At 44.2% G+C, this 24718-nt stretch carries 25 protein-coding genes, 1 pseudogene, 1 riboswitch and 1 other annotated feature (1 of these 28 cut by a window edge); of the genes and pseudogenes, 19 read left to right on the top strand and 7 right to left on the bottom strand.

The window, feature by feature from the left end; translation table 11 throughout:
* Window positions 1-167 precede the first annotated feature (167 nt).
* A riboswitch (SAM riboswitch) is annotated at window positions 168-278 on the top strand.
* Between the two features lie 132 nt (window positions 279-410).
* From LCY76_RS17830 to floT, 9 genes are all read left to right on the top strand, one after another.
* Entirely contained in the window at window positions 411-527 is a 117-nt protein-coding gene (locus LCY76_RS17830) for a YezD family protein (protein WP_369795823.1), read from the top strand.
* Between the two features lie 93 nt (window positions 528-620).
* The gene (locus LCY76_RS17825) at window positions 621-1322 is read left to right on the top strand and encodes a phosphoadenylyl-sulfate reductase (RefSeq protein ID WP_248253734.1); all 702 of its coding nucleotides are present in this window, start codon (window positions 621-623) and stop codon (window positions 1320-1322) included.
* Between the two features lie 27 nt (window positions 1323-1349).
* Window positions 1350-2498 (top strand): sulfate adenylyltransferase, encoded by a 1149-nt coding sequence (sat, locus tag LCY76_RS17820; protein WP_248253733.1) that lies wholly within the window; start codon window positions 1350-1352, stop codon window positions 2496-2498.
* An 11-nt stretch (window positions 2499-2509) separates the two neighbouring features.
* Window positions 2510-3121 carry an adenylyl-sulfate kinase gene (gene cysC / locus LCY76_RS17815; protein ID WP_248253732.1) on the top strand — a complete coding sequence of 204 codons (612 nt, stop codon included), beginning with the start codon at window positions 2510-2512 and terminating at the stop codon, window positions 3119-3121.
* 77 nt (window positions 3122-3198) lie between these two features.
* Window positions 3199-3981 carry a uroporphyrinogen-III C-methyltransferase gene (cobA, locus tag LCY76_RS17810; protein ID WP_248253731.1) on the top strand — a complete coding sequence of 261 codons (783 nt, stop codon included), beginning with the start codon at window positions 3199-3201 and terminating at the stop codon, window positions 3979-3981.
* Entirely contained in the window at window positions 3982-4728 is a 747-nt protein-coding gene (locus tag LCY76_RS17805) for a sirohydrochlorin chelatase (protein WP_248253730.1), read from the top strand.
* Window positions 4729-4730: 2 nt separating this feature from the next.
* A complete protein-coding gene (locus tag LCY76_RS17800; RefSeq protein ID WP_248253729.1) occupies window positions 4731-5345 on the top strand; it encodes an NAD(P)-binding protein in 615 nt (204 codons plus the stop codon).
* A gap of 251 nt (window positions 5346-5596) precedes the next feature.
* The gene (locus tag LCY76_RS17795) at window positions 5597-6133 is read left to right on the top strand and encodes an NfeD family protein (RefSeq protein ID WP_248253728.1); all 537 of its coding nucleotides are present in this window, start codon (window positions 5597-5599) and stop codon (window positions 6131-6133) included.
* A gap of 16 nt (window positions 6134-6149) precedes the next feature.
* Window positions 6150-7712: a flotillin lipid rafts scaffold protein FloT gene (gene floT, locus LCY76_RS17790; RefSeq protein WP_419714956.1), complete on the top strand. Its 1563-nt coding sequence runs from the start codon at window positions 6150-6152 to the stop codon at window positions 7710-7712.
* A 41-nt stretch (window positions 7713-7753) separates the two neighbouring features.
* Here the strand turns inward: floT and LCY76_RS17785 are convergent, their stop codons facing one another.
* Window positions 7754-8407 carry a LysE family translocator gene (locus tag LCY76_RS17785; RefSeq protein ID WP_248253726.1) on the bottom strand — a complete coding sequence of 218 codons (654 nt, stop codon included), beginning with the start codon at window positions 8405-8407 and terminating at the stop codon, window positions 7754-7756.
* Window positions 8408-8508: 101 nt separating this feature from the next.
* On the opposite strand from LCY76_RS17785, the gene LCY76_RS17780 reads away from it, so the two are divergent.
* Window positions 8509-9144, top strand: coding sequence for a hypothetical protein (locus LCY76_RS17780; RefSeq protein WP_248253725.1), 636 nt, complete (start codon window positions 8509-8511; stop codon window positions 9142-9144).
* A gap of 287 nt (window positions 9145-9431) precedes the next feature.
* Here the strand turns inward: LCY76_RS17780 and LCY76_RS17775 are convergent, their stop codons facing one another.
* Window positions 9432-10646, bottom strand: coding sequence for a cytochrome P450 (locus LCY76_RS17775; protein ID WP_248253724.1), 1215 nt, complete (start codon window positions 10644-10646; stop codon window positions 9432-9434).
* Between the two features lie 211 nt (window positions 10647-10857).
* On the opposite strand from LCY76_RS17775, the gene LCY76_RS17770 reads away from it, so the two are divergent.
* The 4 genes from LCY76_RS17770 (at window position 10858) to LCY76_RS17755 (ending at window position 14128) form a co-directional block, all read left to right on the top strand.
* On the top strand, window positions 10858-11625 hold the full coding sequence (locus LCY76_RS17770; RefSeq protein ID WP_248253723.1) for a class I SAM-dependent methyltransferase: 768 nt from the start codon (window positions 10858-10860) through the stop codon (window positions 11623-11625).
* Window positions 11626-11638: 13 nt separating this feature from the next.
* Window positions 11639-12418, top strand: a complete 780-nt coding sequence (locus LCY76_RS17765) for a class I SAM-dependent methyltransferase (protein WP_248253722.1) — start codon at window positions 11639-11641, stop codon at window positions 12416-12418.
* 170 nt (window positions 12419-12588) lie between these two features.
* Window positions 12589-13380 (top strand): lipid II flippase Amj family protein, encoded by a 792-nt coding sequence (locus LCY76_RS17760; RefSeq protein WP_248253721.1) that lies wholly within the window; start codon window positions 12589-12591, stop codon window positions 13378-13380.
* Between the two features lie 229 nt (window positions 13381-13609).
* Entirely contained in the window at window positions 13610-14128 is a 519-nt protein-coding gene (locus LCY76_RS17755) for a GNAT family N-acetyltransferase (protein WP_248253720.1), read from the top strand.
* Here LCY76_RS17755 and LCY76_RS17750 read toward each other — a convergent pair.
* Both LCY76_RS17750 and LCY76_RS17745 read right to left on the bottom strand, forming a co-directional pair.
* Window positions 14123-14296 carry a hypothetical protein gene (locus LCY76_RS17750; protein WP_156418866.1) on the bottom strand — a complete coding sequence of 58 codons (174 nt, stop codon included), beginning with the start codon at window positions 14294-14296 and terminating at the stop codon, window positions 14123-14125. The two genes, LCY76_RS17755 and LCY76_RS17750, sit on opposite strands and share 6 nt — an antisense overlap.
* A 149-nt stretch (window positions 14297-14445) precedes the next feature.
* The gene (locus LCY76_RS17745) at window positions 14446-15384 is read right to left on the bottom strand and encodes an NADP-dependent oxidoreductase (protein ID WP_248253719.1); all 939 of its coding nucleotides are present in this window, start codon (window positions 15382-15384) and stop codon (window positions 14446-14448) included.
* Window positions 15385-15615: 231 nt separating this feature from the next.
* On the opposite strand from LCY76_RS17745, the gene trpE reads away from it, so the two are divergent.
* Complete coding sequence (trpE, locus tag LCY76_RS17740; RefSeq protein WP_248253718.1) at window positions 15616-17121, top strand: anthranilate synthase component I; 1506 nt, start codon at window positions 15616-15618, stop codon at window positions 17119-17121.
* Between the two features lie 618 nt (window positions 17122-17739).
* Here trpE and LCY76_RS17735 read toward each other — a convergent pair.
* Window positions 17740-18240 (bottom strand): peroxiredoxin family protein, encoded by a 501-nt coding sequence (locus LCY76_RS17735; protein ID WP_175501774.1) that lies wholly within the window; start codon window positions 18238-18240, stop codon window positions 17740-17742.
* A 110-nt stretch (window positions 18241-18350) separates the two neighbouring features.
* Here LCY76_RS17735 and LCY76_RS17730 point away from each other — a divergent pair.
* The 3 genes and pseudogenes from LCY76_RS17730 (at window position 18351) to LCY76_RS17720 (ending at window position 20943) form a co-directional block, all read left to right on the top strand.
* A pseudogene (locus tag LCY76_RS17730) lies at window positions 18351-19420 on the top strand (M42 family metallopeptidase).
* An 84-nt stretch (window positions 19421-19504) separates the two neighbouring features.
* The gene (gene proC / locus LCY76_RS17725; RefSeq protein WP_248253717.1) at window positions 19505-20317 is read left to right on the top strand and encodes a pyrroline-5-carboxylate reductase; all 813 of its coding nucleotides are present in this window, start codon (window positions 19505-19507) and stop codon (window positions 20315-20317) included.
* Window positions 20318-20346: 29 nt separating this feature from the next.
* Complete coding sequence (locus LCY76_RS17720; protein WP_248253716.1) at window positions 20347-20943, top strand: DedA family protein; 597 nt, start codon at window positions 20347-20349, stop codon at window positions 20941-20943.
* A gap of 34 nt (window positions 20944-20977) precedes the next feature.
* Here LCY76_RS17720 and spoVB read toward each other — a convergent pair whose 3' ends face one another.
* Entirely contained in the window at window positions 20978-22510 is a 1533-nt protein-coding gene (spoVB, locus tag LCY76_RS17715; protein WP_248253715.1) for a stage V sporulation protein B, read from the bottom strand.
* Between the two features lie 187 nt (window positions 22511-22697).
* Here spoVB and LCY76_RS17710 point away from each other — a divergent pair, with 187 nt between their 5' ends.
* Window positions 22698-23312, top strand: coding sequence for a DedA family protein (locus tag LCY76_RS17710; protein WP_248253714.1), 615 nt, complete (start codon window positions 22698-22700; stop codon window positions 23310-23312).
* Between the two features lie 186 nt (window positions 23313-23498).
* On the opposite strand, the gene LCY76_RS17705 is transcribed toward LCY76_RS17710, so the two are convergent.
* Entirely contained in the window at window positions 23499-24494 is a 996-nt protein-coding gene (locus LCY76_RS17705) for a tryptophan--tRNA ligase (protein WP_248253713.1), read from the bottom strand.
* Between the two features lie 42 nt (window positions 24495-24536).
* Window positions 24537-24718, bottom strand: a binding site (T-box leader); it runs 61 nt beyond the window's last position.

Raw genomic sequence — 24718 nt, 5'->3', positions numbered from 1 at the left:
TTCCGATCAGCAGTGTATCTCTTTTCGAATTTAGTATCTACTATATTCAATGGAACGAAAGTCTGTCAATAAAATTTTCGGATATTTCAATAAATATTTTTTAATCCGATAAGAATAATAGGGTTTTCGAAAGCATAAATGTGTGTTATTATTTAAAAAAATAAAAAAACTTATCCAGAGCGGTGAAGGGAACTGGCCCGATGAAACCCGGCAACCTGCATTTTTTTTGCAAGGTGCTAACTCCAGCAGAATGTTTATTACATTTTGGAAGATAAGGTAATATGTTTACCTCGTCAGTCTTTCCGAAATGGAAAGGTTTTTTTATTGCCATTTTAATTCCTAAAAAAAACCGAACAAAACATATTAAACGAGGAGGTTCTGATGTGGTAAACGGTAAAAGCCAGGAAGAAATTTTTGAACAGTTAAAAGAAATGCTGAACAGTATCAAGTATGGGTCCATCACGTTAATTGTTCAGGATGGAAAGCTGATTCAGCTGGAAAAAAACGAAAAGGTACGTTTTAAATAAATATTCGCTGACTAGAAAACTAGAGGCGGTTTTAACATAGCAGGATGGCTGCTTATGGTTAAAGCTGCCTTTTTTATTGGAGGGGTGGTTAACATGCTCAAGTTTGACACATGGAAAGAACAGGAGTTTACGTTTCCGGAAGACAGTGAAACGAAGGGATCACTCGAAGTACTGAAATGGGCGTATGAGCAATATGGAGATGCACTGGTTTATGCTTGCAGCTTCGGTATAGAAGGCAGTGTCCTGGTGGATCTTGTATCCAGGGTCAAACCAGATGCAAGAGTCGTTTTCCTGGATACAGGCCTTCACTTCAAGGAAACGTACGAGGTGATCGAAAAGGCGAAAAAAAGATATCCAGAAATGAAGATTGAGATGAAGAAGCCTTCGCTGTCCTTGTTGGAACAGGCGGAAAAGCATGGCAGCGAGTTATGGAAAAGAGAACCGAACCTCTGCTGTTATATACGAAAGGTAGCCCCTCTCGAGGAAACACTGGACGGAGCACCGGCATGGCTGTCAGGTCTCCGGAGGGAGCAGTCGGCAGGGAGGAGCAATGTTCAGTACGTCAATAAGGATGAACGTTTTAAATCCGTGAAAATCTGTCCGCTGATCCATTGGACATGGAAGGAAATTTGGAGATACGCCTACAAGCAGAATCTGCCCTACAATCCGCTTCACGATCAGGGGTATCCGAGCATCGGCTGCGAGCCGTGCACGCTTCCGGCTGACGGGTCGGGTGATTCCCGCTCAGGACGCTGGTCAGGGCAAGGGAAAACAGAGTGTGGACTTCACGAATAATAAAGTAAAATTACAGGAGGAATTAACATGACATCAATTTTGCCGCATGGAGGAAAGCTGATAAACCGTTATGAACCAAATCTGCCAACGGACCACATTCAAAAGGAAGTGGAACTGGATGCTACATCCTTAAGTGATCTTGAACTGATCGGTGTAGGAGCCTACAGCCCAATTACCGGTTTTCTAAATGAAGAAGACTATCAATCTGTCGTTGATTCTCTACGTCTTGCTGATGGAACGGTTTGGAGCATTCCAATCGTCCTTCCAGTTCATGAAAAACAAGCCAGGACGCTATCAGCAGGAGATCAGGCGAGGCTCGTATTTGAGGGTGTAACGTACGGAGTCATCGAGGTGGAAGACCTTTACCGCCCGGACATTAAGCATGAAGCAGAGCAGGTCTACCAAACGGCAGATACTGCACACCCTGGGGTTAAAAAACTTCTGGAACGCCCTTCTTACTATGTCGGAGGATCAATCACTCTCGTAAAGAGGCCAGAAAAACAGAGGTTTACTGAATATCGTCTGGATCCAGCTGAAACCCGCCAAGTCTTCAGAGACAGGGGATGGAATACAGTTGTAGGTTTCCAGACAAGAAATCCTGTGCATAGAGCACACGAATACATTCAAAAAACAGCCCTTGAAACCGTAGATGGACTGTTCCTGAACCCGCTTGTTGGAGAAACGAAATCCGATGATATTCCCGCTGATGTGAGGATGGAAAGCTATGAAATCCTGCTTGAAAACTATTATCCGCAAGACCGGGTATTCTTGGCCGTATTTCCGGCAGCGATGAGATATGCAGGACCGAGGGAAGCCATTTTTCATGCGATGGTCCGCAAAAACTTCGGATGCACACACTTTATCGTTGGAAGGGATCATGCAGGTGTGGGTAATTATTATGGGACGTATGATGCACAAAAAATCTTTTCCAGGTTTACTCCGGAAGAACTAGGCATTACACTGATGTTCTTTGAACATAGCTTCTATTGTACAAAGTGCGAAGGAATGGCTTCATCGAAAACATGTCCTCACAGCAAAGAGGATCATGTGATTTTGTCAGGCACTAAAGTGAGGGAACTGCTGAGAAATGGAGAGCTTCCGCCAGCCACCTTCAGCCGCAAAGAAGTCGTAGAAGTACTGATCAAAGGTCTGAAAGAAAAAACAGTAACCGCATAAGGAGGAACATGATGAGCCAAATACAGAACATTACATGGCACCAGGCGGCCGTATCAAAGGAAGACAGAAGAACACAAAATGCCCATCATAGTTTCGTAATATGGCTGACAGGGCTATCGGGTTCAGGAAAATCGACTCTTGCCAATGAGGTTGCTAAAGAACTGTTTCGGCGGCAGGTGAAAAACTATGTGCTGGATGGCGACAACATACGCCACGGCTTAAATAATGATCTTGGCTTTTCAGACGAGGACCGGAAAGAAAACATACGCCGGATCGGTGAAGTATCCAAGCTGTTTGTAGACAGCGGAACCGTTGTGCTGACGGCATTTATCTCACCATTTAAGGAAGATCGGGATCAGGCGAGACAGATCTTAGGCAGTGATGAATTCCTTGAAATCTTCGTAAAATGTCCGCTCGAAGAATGTGAAAACCGAGACCCGAAAGGACTTTACCAAAAAGCAAGAAAGGGAGAGATCAAAGCATTCACTGGGATCGATTCCCCATACGAGGAGCCGGAATCTCCAGAATTTACAGTGGATACGAAGTCCTCGACGATTGAGGAATGCACGGCCGAAGTCATCTCTTTTCTTGAAAGCAAGAATCTGATCAAAAGGAAGGAATAATCGTGGCCTATAACAGCAACAGTTTTGAAATCTATGAAAGGGAAACGATACTAAACAGCTGAGGCAGGTGAATGGAATTGAGCAAAGTGTATTTAGTGGGTGCTGGACCGGGGGATGCGGAATTAATCACCATCAAAGGAGCAAGATGTATTAAGGAAGCTGATGTTATTCTTTATGACCGGCTTGTTAATAAAGATCTGCTGGATTATGCAAAGCCAGGTGCAGATTTGATCTATTGCGGGAAGCTCCCTAATCTTCATACGATGCAGCAAGATACGATCAATCATTTTTTAGTGAAGTATGCCAAAAAAGGAAAAGTTGTCACCCGGTTAAAGGGTGGTGACCCTTTTGTATTCGGCAGGGGCGGTGAAGAAGCGGAAGCTCTAGTTAAAAATCATGTGGAATTTGAAGTGGTTCCGGGTATTACATCTGGAATTGCTGCACCGGCTTATGCTGGTATACCAGTTACTCATAGAGACTATGGAGGCAGCTTTGCAATTGTCACCGGCCACCGGAAAGAAGGAGAGGACGAGAAGCAGAGATGGGAAAGCCTTGCTAAAGGAATTGATACACTTGCAATCTATATGGGTGTTAAGAACCTCCCTTACATCTGTGAAAGTCTCGTAAAATATGGGAAGAGCAAAGAAACACCAGCTGCTTTAATTCAATGGGGAACCTTTGGGGAGCAGCGGACGGTTACAGGCACTCTTGAAACGATTGAAACAGTAGCACGGAATGAAGGGATTCAAAATCCAAGCATGATCATAATTGGAGAGGTAGTCAAACTCCGCGAAAAGATCAGCTGGTTTGAAAAGACGCTAATAGAAAAGGATTCTTCTATTATAAGTGAGGCGTTGTAAATGAAAGCATTACTCCTCATCTGCCACGGCAGCAGAACAAAAGCAGGCACGGAAAAAGCATTGGAATTTGCGAAACGGTGCATGGGAGCCAGCGACTATCCCATTAAGGAAGTTTGTTTTCTGGAACTGTCAGCACCTGATATTTCCAAAGGGATTGAAGCATGTGTCCGTCAAGGAGCAGCCTCTATCTGCGCAATACCGGTTCTTTTATTAACGGCAGCTCATGCAAAAAAGGATATTCCAGAGGAAATAAGGCTGCAGCAAGAACGGTATCCAAATGTAGAGATATCGTACGGGAAACCTTTCGGAGTGCACGATTCTCTCTCACATTTATTATGGGAGCGGATTACAGAGTCTGTTGATACGTTTCATAAGAACGCTGTAATCCTTCTCGTTGGAAGAGGAAGCAGTGACCCTGATGTGAAAAGAGATCTCAATGCCATTGCTGCAAATTTACAAAAGAACTATGAGGTGCCGCGGGTTGAAACGTGTTTTTTGACGGCTGCCCAACCTAGCTTTGAAGAGATGCTGAGGCTCTCAGGCTGGGGCTATCAGCAGATCATCGTTGTTCCTTATCTTCTCTTTCCCGGCATCCTGCTCAGCGGGATGAAAAAAGCCATAGCACAACAGCAAAAACAGAGTGATCAAAACTTTATTTTGTGCGAGGCGCTGGGATACCATCCTGTTCTGCAAGACGTTCTCCTCACAAGAATTGAAGAAGCAGAAACGAAAAGTGCGGTTGTGTAGCCATGTATCCGATCATGCTGAATCTAAAATGTAAGTCCGCTGTAGTGATCGGCGGAGGAGCTGTCGCCCATCGCAAGATTTTAGGATTGCTTGAGGCAGGAGCAGCAATAAAGGTGGTTAGTCCTGAGGCTGTTCCGGCGATCCAAAAAATGCAGCATGAACATCTCCTGAAATGGGATGAGAAATCTGTGGAACCAAGTGATTATAAGGACGCATTTATCATTTTTGCAGCGACCGATCAGCCTGAAGTGAATCAGCAGATTGCCGAAAATGCAGGAAACCACCAGCTGGTTAATGTCGTTGATCAGCCGGCACTTGGAAATTTCTCGGTTCCCGCGGTAGCCAGAAGAGGAAAGCTGGTCATGGCTGTTTCAACAGGAGGAGCAAGTCCGATTCTTGCCAAACGGATTAAAAAAGAGCTGCTGGCTGCTTATTCAGAGGATTACGAGGCCTACACTCAGTTTTTATTTCGATGCCGAGAGCGAATTAAAGAATGGGAAGTCTCTTTAGATGAAAAGCAGTCGCTGCTCCATGAGCTGCTGGAAGAACGCTTCATTCATTCAAGAGATGAACAGGAAAATTTCATACGTACTCTAGAACAGAAAGTCTCCTTTTAAAGAGGCTTTTTTTCTTTTTGTAAGATGAATAATAAATAATCTGAATTTAATTTCCAAAATATGAAACTTTTTCATGTTTTATCCGTTTTTATAATTAGAACAACATGAAACTTTGTGGAAGTTCGACAATTTTTACCAATTATTTCAAACGATTTATGCTACGATATTCCCAGATATGGAGAGGGGGAAGGTGAATGGCTGATTACATACTTAGGTGGTTAAAACCTCATTAAGAGAAGGGGGAAGGCGTTATGGATATTATGGGGTATCCGATGGAAACCATCTATTTAACCGGATTAATCGTATTTGGATGCATCACCTTTCTATATGTTTTGGTCAGTGATCTCATCCATGGAGCATTTGAGGTTTTTTCCCACATTCTCAGTCCGACTCTTGTACTTTCTTTTTTTACGATACTGGGTGCATGCGGCTATGTATTGGAAACAATAACATCTGTTAACAGCTGGTTCATCTTAGGTATATCGGCAGGATCGTCTTTAATCCTTGTGTCCTTGCTGAACATTTTTGTCCTGATCCCGCTTGCCTCCGCAGAAGCGTCACTCAATTACGCTGAGGAGGATTTACGGGGAAGAATCGGTAAAGTGATTACTTCCATCCCGTCCGATGGTTTTGGAGAAGTCTTTATTGAGGGGATCAGCGGAAATATTGCCAAGACAGCGATCAGCCTGGATAATGAGCCGATCGGGCAAGGATCCAAGATTTTAATCGTGGATGTGAAAAGCGGCGTCGTTCATGTTATGCCTTATGAACAAACCGCATTATTGTAACTAATGAATTGGAGGAATGGAAATGACACCTATTTTTATCGCTGCGGGAATTGTTTTGTTTGTTGTAGTTGCCCTGATTTCTGTTTTTATTACAAAGTATAAGACCGCAGGGCCAGATGAGGCGCTGATCGTAACTGGAAGTTTCCTTGGCAGCAAGAACGTGAACATCGATGAATCAGGAAACAAGATCAAGATCGTTCGCGGGGGAGGTACCTTTGTATTCCCGGTCTTCCAGCAGTCCGAGCCACTGAGCCTGCTTTCAAGCAAGCTTGAAGTTCAGACACCGGAAGTTTATACGGAGCAAGGGGTTCCGGTCACAGCGGATGGAACGGCTATCATTAAAATCGGCAGTTCGATCGGGGAAATTGCAACAGCAGCTGAACAGTTTCTTGGAAAAACGAAGCAGGACCGCGAGCTCGAAGCTAGAGAAGTATTGGAAGGCCATCTCCGTTCCATTCTCGGTTCCATGACCGTGGAAGAAATCTATAAAAATCGTGATAAATTTTCTCAGGAGGTTCAGCGCATTGCTTCTCAGGATCTGGCGAAAATGGGTCTTGTGATTGTATCCTTTACGATTAAAGATGTAAGGGATAAGAATGGATACCTTGAGGCTCTCGGAAAACCGAGGATTGCCCAGGTGAAACGAGACGCTGACATTGCAACGGCAGAAGCTGAAAAAGAAACACGCATCAAACGGGCACAAGCGAATAAAGAAGCACAAAAATCCGAGCTTGAGCGTGCGACAGAGGTTGCAGAAGCAGAAAAGATAAATCAGCTGAAAATTGCAGAATTCCGCAGAGAACAGGACATCGCAAAAGCAAAAGCGGACCAGGCATACCACTTGGAGGAAGCGCGCGCCAAACAGGAAGTTACTGAACAGCAGATGCAGATCAAGATCATTGAGCGCCAAAAGCAGATTGAATTAGAAGAAAAAGAGATTGCGAGACGCGAGAAACAATATGATTCTGAAGTAAAGAAAAAAGCGGATGCGGACCGTTATGCAGTGGAGCAAGCGGCAGAAGCGGAAAAGCGCAAACAGCTCGCTGAGGCGGATGCCAATAAATATAGAGTGGAAGCGATGGCGACAGCGGAGGCTGAGAAAGTACGTCTTGAAGGGCTTTCTAAAGCAGAGGCTGAGCGGGCAAAAGGGGAGACAGAAGCAGAAGTTATCCGTTTGAAAGGTCTGGCTGAAGCAGAAGCGAAGCAAAAAATCGCCGAAGCCTTTGAAATGTTCGGCCAGGCAGCTATTCTCGATATGATCGTGAACATGCTGCCGGCGTATGCGAAAGAAGTCGCAAGCCCGCTGTCCAACATTGATAAAATTACGGTTGTGGATACCGGCGGCAGCGGTGAAAACGGCGGAGCGAATAAAGTAACCGGCTATGCGACCAACCTGATGGCATCTCTTCAGGAAACCCTTAAGGCCTCATCTGGAATAGATGTAAAAGAGCTGATCGAGAATTTTTCAGGCAAAGGAAATGTGAGACAGAGCCTCGACGGACTGCGCTATGACCTTGCCCAAAAGAACCATGAACCCGCACCATATGACCGCAGTGAAGATCCATTGCCGGTAGAATAAAACAACTGAGATCCCCCTGTGACAGGGGGATTTTATGTATTTCATGAGAAGAAGGAATAACCGGGCAGGTAACGCAAAAGAATTTGGAGATCTTCAATGATCATTTTCCCCCCGTATCCTAAAAAAAGAAGGCCGAATACAAGATCCAAAATCGCTTGAAAGCGGGCCATTCCTTCCCGGATCAGCTGCATGCCGACAATAGGAAGAACTGCCAGATACCAGCAGGAATTGCCAGCCAAAAAGATAAGAGCGTTACTGAATGGTTCGGAAGCAAAATTTTCTGCGGTCACAAACTGAGGGAAGATACTAAGGAAAAACAGGCTAACCTTTGGATTTAGCAGATTGCTCCAAAAGCCCCTCTGATAGGCGAGCAGTGCCGACAAGGCCATGGAGGTGATGCTGGATGAATGGGCAGCCTGGGCTGAAATTCTTCTGAAAATATTATTGCAGCCTAAATAAATTAAATATGCAGCCCCAGCCATACGGATAAACAAGTATAATAGAGCTGATTCTTTCAAAATGACAGAAAGTCCGAGTACGGCGAGAGTGAGATGCAGGATGAAGCTTGTACGATTTCCTAAAAACGTGGCGTAGCCCATCCGCGTGCCATGGCTTAATGTATGCTTTGTCATTAATAAAAAATCCGGACCTGGCGAGGCAGCAAGAGCGAGGCCAAGCAAAAATAAAACGAGCATAGTTTGCCTCCAATTGTATTGGCTTGTATACTCTCACTATATGTTTGTCTGTAAGGTTTCAGACACAGAAAGAATAATTAGAAGACCCGGGAGTTGGAACTTTGAAACTATTTCATTATCATTTTTGGACAGATAGAGTAGAAGAGACAGAAAGCTATTATCGGCGTCTGGGCTTTCAAGTAGAAGGCAGATACGCAATGGAAAAAGGAACGGTAACTCCCTACCATCCTCCATTGGAGTGGGATGACTTTCGTGAGAATGCTCTTATTTTTCGCATTATCGAAGTCAGAAAAGGAAATATCAATATAACGTTTGGAGCTGGAAAGAAGCCAATCTTTGACCACATTGGATATTTAGTAACCGATGAAGAACTGAAACAGCTTTGCAACCGTGCTGATGTGATGGGATGGAAAACAGAAGCAGGTGCCCGCAGGACCTTTATCTATACTCCATACCGGTTCAAGGTCGAGCTGCAAACCCGCAAAGATGCAGTATACGAGGGGGATGGCTCTCTGGCCAGGCTGGTAATCGCAAGCCCTGATGAAGCATTTGAAAGAGAACTGGAGAGGCTGTTTCATCGGGAAATGGAAGAAATCAGCTTTGTTCAAGGAGCACAGCTTCACCTTCAGGAGGTTTTCATGGAAGGTGTGGAAGGAAGCAGCAAAGACCCGAATAAGGTCATTGTGACCGGATTAAACGGCGGGAAGGGGCTGTCCAAGAAGTCTGGTAGCTGTTGATCTCCGCTCCAGGCTGCTCGCTTTCCGCGGGGCGTGCGGTGAGCCTCTTGGCGCAAGCGCCTGCGGGAGTCTCACCTGTCACGCTAGTCCCGCAGGAGTCTCGCACCTTGCACTCCAATCAACTTTTCATTGAAGATTTTTCACGTCAAAGGAGCTGCCTGAAGGTCAATTTTCGACTTTCAGGACAGCCCCCTTTTTTAATAGTTGGTTTTGTTAAAGCTCAATGCGGATTTACATTCAGAGAAACTTCACATACGAATGGCCCTTCAATCCTATTCCATCCAATTTCACAGAACAGATAGCTTGAACTCTTTTAATCCGTACACAAAGGTGCTCTCGATCGGTTCAAGGGAAAAGTTGCTGCTTTTCTCAAATTTGGGATATCGTTTCATCCATTCTTCAATGGCGATTTCTGCTTCCAGCCGGGCAAGCGGTGCCCCAAGGCAGAAATGGATGCCTTTTCCGAAGGCGAGATGAGGATTTGGCTTTCTTTTGATATTGAATTGGCCGGCCTGTTCAAATTGCTGCTCGTCCCGATTCGCAGATCCCATCCATGCCACAACAATATCGCCGGCTTTAATCTGGGCATCTCCAAGAATGATATCTTCTTTCGCAACACGGCTCATCGCCTGTACAGGAGAACGGTACCGCAGCACTTCTTCGATGGCAAGAGGGAGAATGTCTTTTGGATTCCTGAGGATTTCCTCATAAATATCGGGGAACTCTGTGAAGCAATAGAACGCATTGCTGATTAAGTTGGTTGTTGTTTCATTTCCTGCAACAAGCAGCAAAATGCAGAATCCGATGATCTCGTCTTCAGAAAGCACGGTGCCCTGAGCTTCGGCTCCGAGTAGAACGGAGATAATATCTTTTTCAGGGTGTTCTCGTTTATTACTTATAATCTCTTTAAAATAGACATACAGCTCATGGTACGTTCTTTGCTGGTTTTGTTCCAAATGTTTTATAGCCTCGGGGCTGTTGTCTTTTGGCCCTGCGACTACCCATTCAGACCACTCTTTGAATTTGGATTGGTCTTCGATGGGTACCCCAAGTATTTCAGCGATCACCATCACCGGAAGCGGATAGGAAAATTGTGTTACGATATCTATTTCGGATGCTGGATCAATCTCGTCTAGAAGCTGTTTCGCGATACGTTCGATGCGGGGACGCCATTCTTTCATGACTTTTGGAGTAAAGGCTTTTTTCACGAGAGAGCGCATCTGTGTATGTTTTGGCGGGTCAATGCTGATCAAACTTAATTCAATTGGGGACTTTTGTTCATCCTCCTGTTTTTTTGACCGGTTGGAGGAAAACAGTTCTTTCGTTTCCAGAACGTACTTTACACTCTGATAATCAAAGGCATCCCACGCCCCCCGTCTTTCATCCTTGCGAACTGGGCTTTCTTTCCGCATTTTTTCATACCAGGAAAAAGGTTCATATCTTTCTTCTTTCGTCGAAATTTCCTCTACTTGCCGAAATGCTGTTTGAGTAGAATTTTCCATGGTTATATTACCTCCAGTTTTTGGTAGTGGCTACATAAAAAGATTACATCCAATGAAATGAAAGTACAAAGAATATCTCTCTAAAAATTTTAGTATTTTAAATATTCTGTCCTTGTGATTAGTTTTTCTTATGTGATTGGTATGTTTATTAGTAATTTTCTTACATGTAGCTTATGCATATGATGAGATTGAGGGAAAGGAGAGAGGATAGATGGATATTAAAGCGAGGGTTCAGCAGCAGTTTGGAAAAAATGCTGAAAAATATGTGAGCAGTCCCATTCATGCTAAAGGGAAGGATTTGGCACAAATGGTGGAGATCTCGAACGCAGAGCCACAGGACCGTCTGCTGGATATTGCAACAGGTGGCGGGCACACCGCTAATGTATTTTCTCCACTCGTTAAAGAAGTGACCGCGTTGGATCTGACGAGCGAGATATTGGAAGCTGCAAAAAGATTTATAGAAGGAAACGGTTATCATAATGTCTCATTCGTCAAAGGTGATGCGGAGAAACTTCCTTTTTCAGAAGAATCTTTTGAAGTGGTTACGTGCCGGATTGCACCTCACCATTTTCCGGATCTGCAATCATTTATCTCGGAATCCTACAGAGTGCTGTCACAGGGCGGAACACTATTAATCGTAGATAATACGGCACCGGAAAGGAAGGAGTATGATGAGTTTTATAATGATATAGAAAAAAGAAGAGACCACAGCCATTACCGCGCTTGGAAAAAGTCCGAGTGGATAACGTTTTTGGAAAAAGCCGGTTTCAGGATAGAGCAGATCAATGTTTTTAAAAAGACATTTACGTTTGACAGCTGGTGTGACCGGATGGAGTTGAAAAAGGAGGAAAAAGATCAGCTGATTAAAAAAATGACAGATTCACCTTCACATGTTAAGAAATATTTTAGCATTATGGAGAAGGATGGAAAGGTTCAGGAATTCAGCGGAGAAGCTGTTCTGATAAAGGCCGTCAAATAAGGAGCTGAGCATTATGGCAATTGACTTTCATGGAAAGGATAACAAATTATCCTACGCCACTAGAACAGCAGCAGATGATTGGAAGAAGCTGATTGAACAATATCTGGCTTTGAAGGATTTTAGCGCGGTAGATATCGGCTGTGGAGGAGGCATCTATACGAAAGCACTGATTGAACTGGGCGCCAAGCAAGTGGCTGCTGTCGATTTTTCAGTAAAAATGCTGGAAGCAGCACGCGAGAACTGCCAAGGTTTTGGAGGACGTGTTCAGTATGTACATGGATATGCGTGGAATACAGGGCTTGAATCGCTTACCGCGGATGTCGTATTGGGACGGGCAGTGATTCATCATTTGACCGAATTGGAAGGATGTATATCAGAAGCCTTTCGCTTGTTGAAACCAGGCGGAATGTTCATCATTCAAGACAGGACACCTGAGGATTGTTTGCTCCCAGGAACAGACACACATATCCGGGGATATTTCTTTGAACAAAATCCAGAATTGATGGAGAAGGAAATCGAGAGGCGTTTTACAGGCGAGCAGGTTCGAGGAGCTCTTGAAAAAGCAGGGTTTTCACATGTTGAAGAGGTCAAGCTTTGGGAATTGAGAAAACAGTATTCTTCTGTAAATGACCTCTCGGAGGACCTTAGAAAACGTACAGGACGGTCGCTGCTGTTTGAATTGGACGACGAAAGATTGGAGCACCTAATCCAATACATTGAAACAAAATTGCGAGATGAACAGGAAATAATGGAACAGGACCGATGGACACTTTGGTTTGCCAGAAAAGGATAATGGTTAGGATGAAGGACTGCTGAGTGCAGTCCTTTTTTTGGGTTCCAAGTGAGAAGGAATGATCAACGAAAGTACGAAAAATATATACTATGAATACATTTCAAAATACAGCAATTTCCGGGGAAATGAAAAAGAAATCGAAATTTGCGGCGAAGGGGTGTTAGAGAGAGATGGATCATGTTCTTATTCAATTGATTTTACTGACTTTCGTCATTCATGTGATTGATACTCTTGGCTATTCTGTTAGACTGAACTCTGTTAAAACAGGGCAAGTGGCATTATCTTTTTCCATTTTTAATCTTTTTGTACTAGTTTCAAGAACGGCAAATATGTTTCAGGCTCCCTTGATCGGAAAGATAATAGGGTTTAGTATTGCAAAAGATCTGGATCCCCTCAGTGATATGAGATACGTTATTGCCGCTGCTACAGCAGGCACTCTGGCAGGGGTTTTTGTAATTCCCACTTTCCTGAAAATTTTTCAGATCGGGGTGAAGAAAATTGCATTGTCAGGATCTGTTCCTTCCCTCGTGTTTGAAGCGCTGCACGCAAACAATATGAAACGCATTGTAAAAAAAGCAACGGTTCCGAAGAAGAAAATGCTTCAAAAACTGCGGTTTAGAGAAATTCCTAAAAGATTCTTGCTTCTTCATGCGGTAGTAACGGGTATCTATACAATAGGGGTACTTGCCGCCAATTATTCCTCATTGCTGGTTCCATCCCAAAATCAGCTGGCAGCGGCAGCTTCATCCGGCATGATTAATGGAGCAGCAACCATCATGCTTACCTTCTTTATTGATCCAAAGTCAGCGATCATTACTGATCAGGCGATCAGAGGAAAGCGGCCCTACGGCGATGTGAAAGCGCTCGTTATCTTGCTGATCACGACTAAGCTGATCGGAACCGTGCTCGGGCAGCTCCTCTTCCTGCCAGCAGCAAAAATCATCGCCAGTTTTTATCAATAATACAGAAAAGCTGAAACGCCTGTTAAAAAACGACAGGCACTGGAGGGCGTTGCCATAAAACGCTTTTTGTTTTCTGGCAAAGATCGAAGTGGCAGAGTCTTTAGGCGTTGAAGCTAGATCGGAAAAGCTGAAACGCCTATTAAAAAACGACAGGCACTGGAGGGCGTTGAAGCTAGATCGGAAAAGCTGAAGCGAAAAATCACATCTTTTTAGAGAGGAAGTGATTCGGTTGGAGATAAGAAAAGCCATTCCGGGAGATGAAAAGGGAATAGCTTTCGTGCAGGTTGATAGCTGGAGAACGACTTATAAAGGAATTGTTAACGATGAATACTTGGAGCAGATGAAGGCAGAGGACAGGCAGGATTTGTGGATGGGCATCATTCAAAAGCCACTGGAGAAAAGTTTTTTATATGTGGTATCTATTAATCAGGAGATTATTGGCTTTTGTTCCGGCGGTCCCAATCGCTCAGGCCGCTTTCCTTATGAATCTGAACTGTATGCCATCTATCTCTTGCAGGAGTATCAGAGAAGAACGATCGGCAGCAGTCTAATCCGGCATTTTGCTCAAAAACAATACGATTCCGGCTATCGTACATTGCTTGTTTGGGTTTTGAAAGATAATCCATGCAAAGCAGCGTATGAAAAGCTGGGCGGTATAAAGCTTGGGGAAGAAATAATACAGATTGGAGAACAGCAGTTGACGGAGGAGGCTTTCGGGTTCGATCTCGTGAAACTGCTTCAGCTATAATTCATTTCTACGCTGAAGTTTATGGCGTATGAAGATTCTTTCCATGAGCTTAATGAGCTGATTTTCATAGGCGGATTTTTCTTCTGGACAATCCGTGCGGTTTATTTTACTTTTTAACTGCTTAACCTTTTCTTTTTCTTCTGGTGTTAACTGATGGGAAAGAATCATAATTTCCTCCTTATGAAAAGAAAATGTAAGTTAACCTTATCATGATGCTGGAAAGGATTTCTATAGTTATGTTAAGTTTTCTTACATTGAAAATGGCCTGTAACGATGGATGATATATCCTTCGTTACAGGCCTCATTTCTGCTGAAGACTAGGATTTCACTTGAATAATGATTTTCCCTTTGGCATGATGAGATTCGCTTAATTCGTGAGCTTTTCTTACACCCTCTTGGGTTAGAGGAAAGGTTTCTCCCACAAAAGGTTTAATTTTCCCTGCCTCAATCAACTTTCCGATCTCAGCAAGCTGGTCTCCGTCAGGATCCAAAAAGACAAACCCAGCTTTGACAGAATGATTGGTAGCCTCCTTCTGTACCGGTGGGCTGACAATGGAAACGAGAATTCCACCCGGCTTGATCACTTTATAGCTGTTATGCTGCACTTCCCCGCCGATCGTATCAAACACGATGTCTACGGGTTCAATCGCTTCGGCAAAATCTTTTACTTTATAGTCAATAAACTCATCTGCACCAGATTCTTTGATAATCTCCTCTGAATCCTTACTGCCTGTTGATAGCACATAAGCTCCTTTTGCTTTAGCAAGCTGAATAGCAAAACTGCCGACTCCTCCTCCGCCTGCGTGAATAAGGACCCTTTGTTCTTCCTGGATGTGTGCAAACTCCACCAGGCATTGCCATGCTGTAAGGCCAACGAGGGGAATAGAGGCTGCTTCTTCATACGTCAGGTTTTTTGGCTTGAAGGCGACCAATTCTTCATCAGCAGCAAGCAGTTCAGCATAGGTGCCGTCCCGTTCTGTTGCCGGCCGTGTAAATACTTCGTCTCCCGGTTTGAACTTGGTCACAGAAGAGCCGGTCTCTTTCACTACTCCCGCTGCATCCCATCCAAGTATTATTGGAAAAGTGAAGGAAAGGTTGTCTCTCAAATACCCCTCACGAATTTTCCAGTCCACCGGGTTAACGGAAGTGGCATGGATCTCAATGAGGACATCTTTCGGACCTGGCTTGGGATCGTTCACTTTTTTCTCCACAAGCTGATCTCTTCCTCCATATTCATTAATAACAACTGCTTTCATTCCTTTTCACCTCTTCTATAGTAATCTCATCATAGGTAGCTTTCCCTGTTGAAATGAGGTTAAATCCGGAAAGTAACGGTTGACAGTTTTCCTATTGCATTATATAGTGATTTTTAATCGTGAGGTTAGTTGAGAAGAGTTGAGTGGGAACAAAAGAACAGAGCAGAGCCGAGCTGAGATTAGCGGTTATGGTTGCTAATCTTCGTCTCTCGTAAAGAAGGGATGATAGCCATGATTCAACCATCATTGGAAGAAGTACAACAACTGGCAGGAAGCTATAATTTAGTTCCTGTAAGCATTGAGTTATTCGCAGATGTTCATACAGTCATTGAACTGTATCAAACGTATTATAAGGAAGATTATTCTTTCTTGCTTGAAAGTGTAGAAGGCGGCCAGCAATGGGCCCGGTATTCGTATATCGGAAAAAATCCCTTTATGGTGGTCTCGTGCAAGAAGGGTAAAACAACGATAAAGAAAAAAGGCCAGGATGAAACCTTTACAGGGCATCCTATTGATATTTTAAAATCTCTCCTCAACCAATTCAAAAGTCCCGCGCATAACAATCTGCCTCAATTTGCAGGCGGTGCAGTCGGTTATTTCGGCTATGATATCCTGCAATATTTTGAAAACATTCCACCTCACAGCAAAGATGTCATCAATACAGATGATATGAAATTTTTATTCGTAGATGAACTGATTGTCTTTGATCATCTAAAACAATCCATACAAATCGTCTGCAACCTTCATGTTCCGGAGAACCACTCGGAGCAGCAAATTGAAGAAGCCTACAAAAAAGCTGAACAATCCATACATGATACGCTGGCACAGCTTGAAAATAATGTGAATCACCCTGTTCCAGCCTTTCGCTACCTTCCTCAGCAGGAAGTTGATATAAGCGCCGTACAATCTAATCTGACAAAAGAAGAGTTTTGCAGGATGGTAAAGCGAGCTAAAGAATATATTACTGCCGGTGATATTTTTCAAGTTGTGCTTTCACAGTGTTTTGAAAGTGAAGCAAAGGCGGACCCGCTGACCGTCTACCGGGTTCTGCGGATCGTAAACCCATCTGCCTACATGTATCTCCTGAAGATGCCGGATGAGACCATCGTTGGTTCATCACCAGAATTGCTTGTCAAAGTAGAAGGACAGCAGGTAAGAACCAGGCCGATTGCCGGAACTCGTCCCCGGGGAAAAGACATGGAAGAAGACCAGCTATTAGCAGAGGAATTATTGGCGGACGAAAAAGAAGTGGCAGAACATATCATGCTTGTCGATTTAGGAAGGAACGATATCGGCAGGGTTTCAGAATATGGCAGTGTGGAAGTGTCCTCATTTATGGAGATTGAGAGGTACTCTCATGTCATGCATATCGTATCGGACGTAACTGGAACGCTGAGAGGCGATAAAGACTTCTTTGACGCTCTGATCTCTTGCCTGCCAGCCGGAACGCTGTCCGGAGCTCCGAAAATCAGAGCCATGCAGATCATATCAGAACTTGAGACGCAAGCGCGAGGAACGTATGCAGGGGCCATTGGATATTTATCATTTTCAGGGAATATGGACTCCTGCATTACGATCCGTACGATTCTGTTTAAAAATCAAAAAGCTTATATTCAAGCGGGGGCAGGCATCGTCGCTGATTCTGTTCCGGAGAACGAATACGAAGAGACCTTCAATAAAGCGAAAGCCTTGCTGAAAGCCATTCAAGTGGCTGAAGCGATGGAACTTCAAGTGTAATAAAAAGTGGGTGTGATTGAACCGCCCTTTGAAAAGCAGAAGGGTATAAGCAAGCTTTTCCCATCTGCTTTTCAGGCGGTTCATTTGTTTCACAAACCAGCCGGCTCTTATCATCGCCAGCGATCACATCCCTACTAAAGGAGAAAAAAATTTGAGGGTCTCTTTCAAGCCTCAGTAGGGGTGCACAATTTGAATGACCTCAATATAGGTCTTTACAAAATCAATAAAAAAAGGCTCTTTTCTAAAAGATTGTTGCTTTAGGAACAAGTAAAGAATCTTCATTGACAAGTTGATTGGAGTGCAAGGTGCTGGACTCCTCGAAAATGAATATCACATTTTCTTCGTGCGATATAACGCTTCCGAAGCCTTCCTTGTCCTGCGGGAGGAGCGGGACAGGTGAGACCCACAGGCGCCATGCGCCGAGAAAGTAGGCGCTGGCGCCGGTAACGCTCACCGCACGCTCCGCGGAAAGCGAGCAGCCTGAAACGGAAATCAACCACTCCTAAGAGCAACAAAGGTTACGAAAACAACCTAAAAAAAAGAGCCCAGGAGGTTCTTTTTTTATCGAGTTTTTTGAACTCCATGTGTAATAAAAAAAGAACCTTGGAGGCTCTTCTTTTAACGCAATGTTTTCTGAATGTACTTTATGGTTTTTCGAAGATCTTCAGCGGAAGGCCTTCCGAAAGGGCCGGTCTGAACGCTTAGATAAAGAATTCTTTTTTGCGGATCAACGAGAAAAACAGCCGGTTCTCCATGTGAGCCATGATCATCATAATAGGTATCATCATGGTAATAGACGCCGTAAGCCTTAATGACTTCCTGATCCTTGTCACTCAGAACGGGGAAAGAGAGTGTGCTGCTTTGCTTCATTTTTGCCAGGTTGGCGGTTTCGTCAGTAGAAATGGCAAGAATGTGAGTATTCAGCTCACGGAACGTTTCTTTATGCTTCTCAAGATCCTGGAGCTGTTCGTTGCATACCGGGCACCATTCTCCGCGGAAAAATACAAGCAAGTGAAAGCGGTCATCCGTTTTTAAATGGTCATAAAAATGAAAGGATTCTCCTTCTGCTGTTACTGCTGTAAAGTCAGGGGCCTGATCGCCCAATTGGAATTTTGGCATAATGTTATCCTCCTTTTTTTACTACATAAGTATTCCTTAATCGTCTATAATTAAAACCTTGAATGCTTTGTAATAAAACAAGGGCATTTTTACCATTCTATAGATATAGGATGGTGATAGATTTGGATCTTTTAAAAGAACTGACAGAAACCAATGGTGCTCCAGGCTTTGAAAACGAGATACGAAAAATTATGAAGCGTGAGATCGAAAAGTCCGGTGCACCGCTTGTTTATGATCACATGGGAAGCATTTTTGGCGAGAAAAAAGGGTCGGCCGATGGGCCTAGAATCATGCTTGCCGGCCACATGGATGAAGTAGCTTTCATGATCAGCGAAATTACGAAGGATGGCTATTTGCGGTTCGTTCCGCTTGGCGGCTGGTGGGATCAAGTTATCCTTTCCCAGCGAGTTCACGTGATTACAGACAAGAAATCGTTCACGGGTGTGGTAGGTTCAAAGCCTCCGCATATATTGACTCCGGAAGAACGGAAAAAAGTTTATCCGATGCGTGAAATGTTTATCGATATTGGGGCGAACGATAAAGATCAGGTGAAAGAATGGGGGATCAAGGTTGGAGATCCGATTATGCCGATCTGTCCGTTTGAACTCTTGCCAGATAACGATACAATCCTGGCAAAAGCATTGGATAATCGTGCGGGCTGCTATCTTGCGCTGGAGGTGTTAAAGCAACTCAAAGACAGTGACCACCCGAACACTATTTACTGTGGAGCTACAGTTCAGGAAGAAGTCGGCTTAAGGGGAGCAGCAACCGCACCGTATGCCATGGAGCCTGATCTTGCGATTGCAATGGATGTTGGGATCGCGCAGGATGGACCGGGTGACAACTCCAACAAAGCCAAGCTCGGAGCTGGTCCGCTCATAACATTCCTTGACTCTTCAATGGTTCCGCACGTTCCACTGCGAAACATGGTGATCGAGATCGCCGAGAAACATAACATCCCTTACCAGGTGGATGTCATGCTCGGCGGAGGAACGGATGCCGGCAGGTTCCATTTGTTTAAAAAGGCATTCCTTCTCTTGTCATCGGTGTCGCATCGCGCTATATCCACAGCCATGTTTCCATGGTCAGCAAGAGCGATCTGGAAAACACAGTAAAACTATTGGCGGCAGTGGTTAAAACGGTCGATCAGAAGAAAATGGAGTCCCTGATAGATTTTTAAACAAAATAAGCTACAATAGAGAAAAGGTGTTCTTTTTGAACGCCTTTTGCTTTTGAAATCACTTGTTTAAAAGGAGATCAACAAATGAGTACAACATTTCTGTTTATTGGCGCAGGCCGCATGGCAGAGTCAATGATTAAAGGACTTCAGTCTTCTAAAGACCAAAATATATCGATCATTGCAGGAAATCAGGGGAACACGGAAAGGCTTCAGCAGCTATTTTCGTTATATGCTGTGGAGACGACAACAGACTGGATTCATCATGTGCGGGAAAGTTCTGTCATTGTTCTTGCCGTTCCTCCTGACGCCCATGATGCTGTCTTAGAAAAACTTTCAACCGCTATCGATGGCCAGCTTGTCATTTCCGTAGCGGCTGGAATCGGACTGAAAAAACTGGAGGATAACCTTCCTTCTCGCACACCGGTAGCCTGGGTGATGCCCAATACGGCTTCAGAGGCGGGAGAATCCATGTCCATTTATACACATGCTGAAACCTTGGATGCTAACCAAGAACAGCAGCTGAAAATTCTGTTGGACAGTATCGGCTCCTCCGAAAAATGCACTGAAGAGCAGATACATAAACTTACTGCTGTTACTGGGAGCGCTCCAGCCTTCCTTTATGAATTTGCTTCTGCTCTCATTAATGCTGCTTCAAGTTATGGGATATCAGAAGGCCAAGCACGGAAGCTCGTTTCACAGATGATCTATGGTTCTGCGGTGATGTTAAAAAGCGGTTTGTCACCGATTGACCTTAGGGAGGCGGTCACTACTCCAGGTGGTGCAACAGCGGCCGGGCTGGAGATCTTAAAAGAAGCTGATTTTGGACAGCTGATCCAAAAGGCGGTTCAAGCGACCAACGAACGTGCAGCTGAGCTAGGCAAGGCATTGAAAGAATGACAGACATCAAAACCGTATAGGGGTAATCTATGAGTAAAACGATTTTGGATTTTATTATTCACTATGAATATGTCGGTATCTTTCTTGCTCTTGCCTTTGGTTTAATTGGTCTGCCGGTTCCGGATGAAATTTTACTCACCTTTACAGGCTATCTAGTCTACGAAGGAAAAACAGGGTTTGCATTGACCTTGTTGTCTGCCTTTTTGGGAGCGATGTCCGGAATCTCCGTCAGTTATTTTCTAGGCTATAAACTTGGTCTGCCATTTCTGAAAACGTTTGGCCCTAAAATTGGAATTACGGAAGAAAAAATAGAAAAAACACAATGGTACTTTCAAAAGTATGGCAACCTGATGATTATCATCGGTTATTTTATTCCGGGAATCCGTCATATTACTGCTTATATCGCGGGTATTTCAGCCATGAAATTTAAAAGGTTTGCGCTGTATGCCTATTCAGGTGGATTAGTCTGGAGCTTCACGTTTATCATGCTCGGAAAAGAGTTGGGCAGAAAGTGGAGTGTTGTTGAGCAGTACTTTCACAACCTGGGATTCTACGCTATTCTCACGGCTGTAGCGGCAGTGCTGATTATGTGGCTTATCTATAAAGTTAAAATGAAACGTGCGTAAAAAAAGGACCTGATGGGAGCCCATCAGATCCTTTTTATTTTTGAGGTTTCATCCAAAGGCGGCCGATGCCATTTTGCAGCATCCGCAGCAGGAATAGCGTTCCATAATAAAAGGAGAACACGACGATCAGCAGAAGGGTGATCGACTGGTGGTTTTCATAGTGGGTGGTATGCATAAGTTCGCACAGACAGATGGTTGCAACTCCTGATGCAATGAACGTAAAGTATTCTGCGAGCTTAGGCTTGAACTTCACCTCTTCCACGATGGTGTGGTAATGGAGGAAGGAAAGTAAAACCCCGCTAAAGTTCACTGCAATAATGACCCCATGGATGCCAAACGACGTTTGTGAAGCAAGGGAAAGAATGAGCAGGATAGACAGGATATTAACCCATATGGTTTGCGAGAACACATCTCTTGCTCTTCCCAGGCCAAAAAGGATGGCCTGAAGCGGTGCAAGCAAATAATGAAACAGAATAAAGGGTGAGAGGAGCATCAAAAACTGGCCGGCTTGTGGAGAATGATAGAAAAGCACGGTAAGTTCGTCTGCAAAAAAATACATCACGATCGAGCACGGAATGCCATAAAGAAAGGTAATATGAAAAGCCTGGTGGATCCGCTGATGCAGCCCTGCTTCATCCTGTTTGGAGCGTGCTTCGGAAATGGAAGGAACGAGTGAAACATACAGTGAATATCCGATAAATCCCGGAAAGTAGCCGATCGTCATCGCAAACGCCGTAAGCATGCCATACTGTTTAGTGGCGATTGATGCTGTAATTCCGGCGAACATTAAACTTTGCGTGATCAAAATCGGATTCACTGCAGCAGTAAGGGCGTTCAGGATGCGGACTCCAGTCGTAGGAAGGCTTACTTGAAACAGCTTTTTTAAGATGCTTCTTCGCGGAACAGGTGTGAAATCTGATTTCGAAACATCTTTTAAGTTTCGCTGCCCTAGTAAAAACGACGTTGAAAAGAAAAACAGTGAGACAAGCTCACCGGCCCCAATTCCCAATACAGCAGCAACAACTCGATATTCTAAGGGCAAACCTTTCATATATTGCAGGACGTAAAAAATAAAACTCAGCTGCGCCGTTTTTTCTAAAAGCTGAGCGATTGCTATGGGCTTCATTTTTTGAAGTCCGCTGAAGTAGCCTTTCAGAATAGAGGTCGTTCCTATAACCGGCACGATCGGGATGAGAGCAAGCAAAGGATACCCGAGCCGAGTATCAATAGTCTCCCATTTTAGAAGCAGCAGCGTAACGGCTGCACTGATCAGCACAAGGAGCAGGCTTAATCCCATGATGACGTAAAACGATACCTTAACGATCTGGAGCCTCTGTTTGTCATTCTGATGTACTTCCTCTTCGGCCAAAACCTTTGAGAGGGCGGTTGGAAATTCAAGAGCGGCAATCGTGATCAAAAGTCCGATCACCGGCAGTGCCATCATGTAAAATCCCATACCTTCACTGCCCAATGATCTTGCGAGAAGGACGCTGACTACGAATTCCACGACTTTTGTGTAGAGCATTGCCAAAGATAAAATAAGTGTTCCTTTTAGAAATTTTCCCATGATTTCACCCTTTGTCCAATTCATCTCCTTAACATGTATATGACATATGAAGTGAAAAAGAAGAGAGATTTATTATGTCGAAAAAAGGAGTCTTTTGGATTGGAAAATAAAAGAATTGTAAAAAAACGATACAAAATTGTATATTTTCGGTAAAATAGAGATACTATCCTAAACTAGTTGGTGTTGTATGGAGATCTTTTTACAAAATCTTTTTCATCATTACGGGTATTTTGCATTGTATTTCCTTCTTGCGCTTGGTGTGATCGGTCTTCCAGTGCCGGATGAGTTTCTGCTGACCTTTGCCGGTTATATCGTTTACACGGGTGAAGTTTCTTTTGCTTTGACACTGCTCGCCGCTTTTGCAGGATCAGCGACCGGGATTACGATCAACTATTGGCTCGGAAAGAGCTTTGGTTTACCCTTATTGCTTAAATATGGACCGAAATTTCACTTATCAGCACATAAAATACACACCTCACAAACTTACTTTCAGCGTTTCGGAAAACCATTAATCATGTTTGGCTACTTTATTCCAGGAATCCGGCATCTCACAGCCTATTTTGCAGGGATGTCCTCGCTTCCGTATCGTGTATTCGCCTTTTATGCGTATACCGGTGCATTTATCTGGAGTTTTCTGTTCATCATGATCGGCAGAACGGTAGGTGCAAAATGGTACCTTGTTACCGCATTTGTTCATAAGGCGAGCCTTCTCGGCCTGGCCGTTTTTATCATTGCAATTGCTGTGGCTGTCTATTCTTTGAAAACAAAGGGAAGAAAATCACAGCGATATGACGTTTCATGAGAAAGAGTGTAAGAATAGAGAAAAAGCCGCTTTGGAGGCGGCTTTTTTTGATGTGTTTTTTTAGGTGAAGTAATTCGGCGCCAGGGAGTGGGAAATGATCACCTGGGAGAGGATTCGGGCGGCTGAACCAAATAATCGTGCGGCAGCCCGCCATTGGGCAACATCATCGACCGCAGCCCCCGTCACTCAGCAACCTATCTTTTCCTTAACCTCTTCAAGAAATGTTCTCGCCCGCCGGCGAGCTTTTTCAGCTCCGTGCAGGAGAATTTCATCCATTTTCTTCGGGTTGTTCATGAGTTCTATATAACGCTGCCTTGGTGTTTCCAAATAGGCGTTCATAACATGAAACAATTCTTTTTTAACTTCTCCCCAGCCCACTCCATTCTCATATCTCTCACGCATCCTCTTCACCTGCGCTTCTGATGCAAATTCTTTATAGATTAAGAACAAAGAAGAAAGAGCTGGGTCTTTTGGGTCCTCAGGTAAACTAGAATCCGTTTCAATCCGTTTGATTAGTTTCTCTAACTCTTTCTCCTCATTAAAAAGAGGAATCGTATTGTTATAGCTCTTACTCATCTTCCTGCCATCAAGCCCCGGAACGACTGAAGTTGCTTCGTCAACCTTGTATTCAGGCATTTTGAATGTCTCGCCATATATATGGTTGAAATGTCCGGCGATGTCTCTGGCGATTTCCACGTGCTGAATCTGGTCTTTGCCGACAGGGACAATATCCGATTGAAACAATAAAATATCTGCGGCCATTAAGATGGGATACGTAAACACACCCATATTGATACCGGAATCCTGCTCGAGACCGTTCTGCCGGTTTTCTTCAATCAAACCTTTATAAGCGTGGGCGCGGTTCATCAAACCTTTTGGTGTGAGGCAGGAGAGAATCCATGCGAGCTCCAAAACTTCTGGAACATCTGCCTGGCGGTAAAAGGTTGATTTTTCGGGGTCAAGACCGAGTGCAAGCCAGGTTGCCGCAATGCCATATACATAATCCTTGAATTGGTTTGCATGTTGAACGGTTGTTAAAGAGTGGTAGTCTGCAATAAAGTAATAAGGTGAATAGGCATCGTTTTCAGCCAGCTGGAGAGCTGGTTTAATGGCTCCAATATAATTTCCGATGTGCGGCCTTCCGGTAGACTTGATTCCAGTCAGTACAATTTTTTTCTCCATTTAATCTCCTCCTGTCCAATAAAAAAGGGGCTCCTCATCCTGATTAAGGACGAGAAACCCCGTGGTGCCACCTTGATGAACTGCTCTAAGCAGTCCGCTTTAACAGTATCCAAAGACCGAATACCTGTCTCCTTCTAACGGCGAGACCTTCCGTCAAAGCCTACTCCCAGCGGTTTCGGTTTGAGGCTCAGAAGCCCATTCAATTGCATTTCCACACTGGCTCT

The organism is Fictibacillus marinisediminis, assembly GCF_023149135.1.
Lineage (GTDB): Bacteria > Bacillota > Bacilli > Bacillales > Fictibacillaceae > Fictibacillus_C > Fictibacillus_C marinisediminis.
This window is presented reverse-complemented; position numbering and strand designations above follow the sequence as displayed.

What these genes read in the sequence shown, in the direction of transcription:
- LCY76_RS17825 (WP_248253734.1), top strand. Translation starts at nt 621, where the DNA reads ATGCTCAAGTTTGACACATGGAAAGAACAGGAGTTTACGTTTCCGGAA.
- sat (WP_248253733.1), top strand. Translation starts at nt 1,350, where the DNA reads ATGACATCAATTTTGCCGCATGGAGGAAAGCTGATAAACCGTTATGAA.
- cysC (WP_248253732.1), top strand. Translation starts at nt 2,510, where the DNA reads ATGAGCCAAATACAGAACATTACATGGCACCAGGCGGCCGTATCAAAG.
- LCY76_RS17805 (WP_248253730.1), top strand. Translation starts at nt 3,982, where the DNA reads ATGAAAGCATTACTCCTCATCTGCCACGGCAGCAGAACAAAAGCAGGC.
- LCY76_RS17800 (WP_248253729.1), top strand. Translation starts at nt 4,731, where the DNA reads ATGTATCCGATCATGCTGAATCTAAAATGTAAGTCCGCTGTAGTGATC.
- LCY76_RS17795 (WP_248253728.1), top strand. Translation starts at nt 5,597, where the DNA reads ATGGATATTATGGGGTATCCGATGGAAACCATCTATTTAACCGGATTA.
- floT (WP_419714956.1), top strand. Translation starts at nt 6,150, where the DNA reads ATGGAAATGACACCTATTTTTATCGCTGCGGGAATTGTTTTGTTTGTT.
- LCY76_RS17785 (WP_248253726.1), bottom strand. Translation starts at nt 8,407, where the DNA reads ATGCTCGTTTTATTTTTGCTTGGCCTCGCTCTTGCTGCCTCGCCAGGT.
- LCY76_RS17775 (WP_248253724.1), bottom strand. Translation starts at nt 10,646, where the DNA reads ATGGAAAATTCTACTCAAACAGCATTTCGGCAAGTAGAGGAAATTTCG.
- LCY76_RS17770 (WP_248253723.1), top strand. Translation starts at nt 10,858, where the DNA reads ATGGATATTAAAGCGAGGGTTCAGCAGCAGTTTGGAAAAAATGCTGAA.
- LCY76_RS17765 (WP_248253722.1), top strand. Translation starts at nt 11,639, where the DNA reads ATGGCAATTGACTTTCATGGAAAGGATAACAAATTATCCTACGCCACT.
- LCY76_RS17760 (WP_248253721.1), top strand. Translation starts at nt 12,589, where the DNA reads ATGGATCATGTTCTTATTCAATTGATTTTACTGACTTTCGTCATTCAT.
- LCY76_RS17750 (WP_156418866.1), bottom strand. Translation starts at nt 14,296, where the DNA reads ATGATTCTTTCCCATCAGTTAACACCAGAAGAAAAAGAAAAGGTTAAG.
- LCY76_RS17745 (WP_248253719.1), bottom strand. Translation starts at nt 15,384, where the DNA reads ATGAAAGCAGTTGTTATTAATGAATATGGAGGAAGAGATCAGCTTGTG.
- trpE (WP_248253718.1), top strand. Translation starts at nt 15,616, where the DNA reads ATGATTCAACCATCATTGGAAGAAGTACAACAACTGGCAGGAAGCTAT.
- LCY76_RS17735 (WP_175501774.1), bottom strand. Translation starts at nt 18,240, where the DNA reads ATGCCAAAATTCCAATTGGGCGATCAGGCCCCTGACTTTACAGCAGTA.
- proC (WP_248253717.1), top strand. Translation starts at nt 19,505, where the DNA reads ATGAGTACAACATTTCTGTTTATTGGCGCAGGCCGCATGGCAGAGTCA.
- LCY76_RS17720 (WP_248253716.1), top strand. Translation starts at nt 20,347, where the DNA reads ATGAGTAAAACGATTTTGGATTTTATTATTCACTATGAATATGTCGGT.
- spoVB (WP_248253715.1), bottom strand. Translation starts at nt 22,510, where the DNA reads ATGGGAAAATTTCTAAAAGGAACACTTATTTTATCTTTGGCAATGCTC.
- LCY76_RS17710 (WP_248253714.1), top strand. Translation starts at nt 22,698, where the DNA reads ATGGAGATCTTTTTACAAAATCTTTTTCATCATTACGGGTATTTTGCA.
- LCY76_RS17705 (WP_248253713.1), bottom strand. Translation starts at nt 24,494, where the DNA reads ATGGAGAAAAAAATTGTACTGACTGGAATCAAGTCTACCGGAAGGCCG.